This window comes from uncultured Helcococcus sp., assembly GCF_946998255.1.
Classification (GTDB): Bacteria; Bacillota; Clostridia; order Tissierellales; family Peptoniphilaceae; genus Helcococcus.
In genome coordinates this window covers 1-2,914 of the sequence record NZ_CAMPYN010000089.1, presented here as the reverse complement: position 1 = coordinate 2,914, position 2,914 = coordinate 1, and the positions used below count along the sequence as shown (strand labels likewise).

1 protein-coding gene is annotated in these 2,914 nt (G+C 34.1%); it reads left to right on the top strand.

From position 1 onward, the window contains the following. Nucleotides 1-2,914 (top strand): G5 domain-containing protein (locus Q0U66_RS05720; protein WP_297378571.1); only part of this gene is annotated, 2,914 nt, incomplete at both ends.

Below are 2,914 nucleotides of genomic sequence, written 5' to 3'. Positions count from 1 at the left end.
ATCAATAACAAGGATAATGACTCTACTTCCTTTGGTTTCAAGGATAATTACACTCAAAATAATCCTACTACTAAGTTTTTCGGAGATAGTTTCGGTATAAGCTACAAGGTCAACCCATGGCCAAATGAAAATGATATACTTCAACTTATAAAGTTAAATGGAAGTCATAATAAAACGGAATTTGTTCAAGGACAAACTATAACTACTGACATATCTGTAGAAAATCTTGACGACAACGCTAGAGAAAGACTTGTAGGTCAAGTCTACCATCCTGTAAAAGGTGAAATTGTACCTGGAGCAGAAGCGTATATTGATAAAAATGATAAAGTAGTAATTAAAATGCCAGCAGGTGTAATAGACGAAAATGGTAATCTTAATAAGGATTCTATTTTTTATAAAGACCCTAACTTTAAAGGGATTCAAAGTCTAGAAGTTAAATTCTTTACTCGTCCAAGAACAGCTGAGGAATTTAACGCTATAGCTCAAGCGGCTGAAGAAGAATGGGATAAAGGAACTTATGTAGGAACAGGTGCTGGTACTACTACAATCAACCACAAGGGACAAGATGTAGTAATCGACAAGCAAGGCATCGACCGATATGACCACTACAATTTAATTGGTTCATTTAAGTTAAACCTTGATGATACAAGATATTACGATCAAGGATTCATTGATGGTAATAAAGCTGATACATCAAAACATACTTCATCTGCTGTAAAACCTGGTGAAGAGTTTGAAGTAAAGCTATATGTTCCAGATGATAGAAAAGATGGAGATTTATTCCCACATCAAAAAACACCGGAAGAAATGGAAGCTGCTAAAGATGGAAATCAGGCAATAGGATCTATTGATAGGAAATTTATAGATAAAATTAACGAAGGTAAAGCTGAAGAAGATAAATGGATATTGAAGTATGATGAAGAGACACTTCCAACAACTTTCACAGTGACTCCACCACTATCTGCCAAAGCAGGTGATTTCGTAGCTGTACCATTAACATATACTTATACTAATGGATCAACAGATGTTCACTGGTTCCACTTTGTTGTTCAAGAATCAACAAACAACAGACCAGAATATTCTGCACAAGTTGCTTTCCCTTCAGAAGAGCAAAAATCACCAGCACATCTTGTTGGGGATGATAAAAAACTTAAACCAACTGGATATTATATTCCAGAAGGTACAGAGTTTAAGGATGACCATGGCAATGAATGGAATGTTTCTATTGATGAAAAGACAGGTGAAGTAACCGCTAAACCAGTAGATCCATCTAAATTTAACGGTGGTGAAAAACTAAATGTACCAGTAATTGCAAAATACTCTGATCCAAATGAACCTGACAAAGAAATTTTAGAAAAGACTAAAGCAGAATTTGTTATCAAAGAAAGAACAAATATAGATGCAAGATACAATGCTAAGGCTGGTAAAGCTGGAGATGAACTTTCTTCAGAAGTGATAATAAACCAAGAAGATTCATACAATAGAAAACCAACTAAATTTACTTTAGCATCTGACACTTATACAGATGATAAAGGAAATACTTGGAATGTATCAATTGATGAAAAAACAGGTACAGTAACTGCAACAGTTCCGAATGCTGAAGATGGAAAATCTATAAATGGAGCTTTATTAAATGTTCCTGTAACAGCACACTATTTTGATGGTGAAGAAGAAGTTGCTACAAAAGAAGTAGAAGTTCAATTTGTATCTTATGGTACTAATGGAACCTTTGAAACTAAGGAAACTAAAGCTATAGAATTTGAAACAGAATACAAAGTAGATAATTCATTAGCACCAGGTACAGTTGAAGTTGAACAAGAAGGTTCACTTGGTGAAGAAGAAGTTACTGTAGCTCATACAATTGTAGATGGTGAAGTAACTAAGTCAGAAAGAAGTGAGCCAACACGTACAAAAGAGCCTGTAAAAAGAATTGTAAAAGTTGGACCTGCTAAGACTAATGGTACACATGAATATGTAAATAAAATACCATTTGAAGTAGAAGTAAGAGTAAATAAAGAACTTCAAAAAGGTGAATACAAAGTTGTACAAAAAGGTGTAGAAGGTGAAGAAAAGTACACAATTACTATTGAAAATTCAAAAGTAACTAATACTTCAGAACCAAAAGAAACAAAAGCACCAGTTAATGAAATTATAGAAGTGGGGAATGCTGACTTCATAGGTACTCTTGAAACTAAGAAAACCAAAGCTGTTGAATTTGAAACAGAATATGTTGTAGATAATTCAATGGAACCAGGTACAACAAAGGTTGAACAAGAAGGTGAACTTGGTGAAGAAGAAACCACAGTAACACACACAATTGTAAATGGCCAAGTAACTAAGTCAGAAGAAGGCGAAACAAAACAAACAAAAGCTCCAGTCAAGAGAATTGTAAAAGTTGGACCTGCTAAGACTGAAGGTACACATGTATACACAAGTAAAAAGCCATTTGAAGTAGAAGTAAGAGTAAATAAAGAACTTCAAAAGGGAGAATACAAAGTTGTACAAAAAGGTGTAGAAGGTGAAGAAAAATATACAATTACTATAGAAAACTCCGTAGTAACAAAGACTTCAGATCCTGTACAAACAAAAGCGCCAGTAAAAGAAATCATCGAAGTAGGTGATGGAAACTTCACAGGAACAGTTGAATATACAGACAAAGACCCAATTCCATTTGAAACAGAAGTGTTAATAGATCCAACATTAGCACCAAACCAAATTGTAGAAGACCAAAAAGGTGAACTTGGTGAACAAGAAGTAAAAACTACAATCAAGATAGAAAATGGAAAAGCAGTTGATGAAACTCGTGGTGAAGTAACTAAGACAAAAGAACCAGTTACTAGAAAGATTAGAGTTGGTTCTAAGACTGATGGTCAATACAAAGAAACTGAAACAATTCCATTTGAAATTGAAGTAA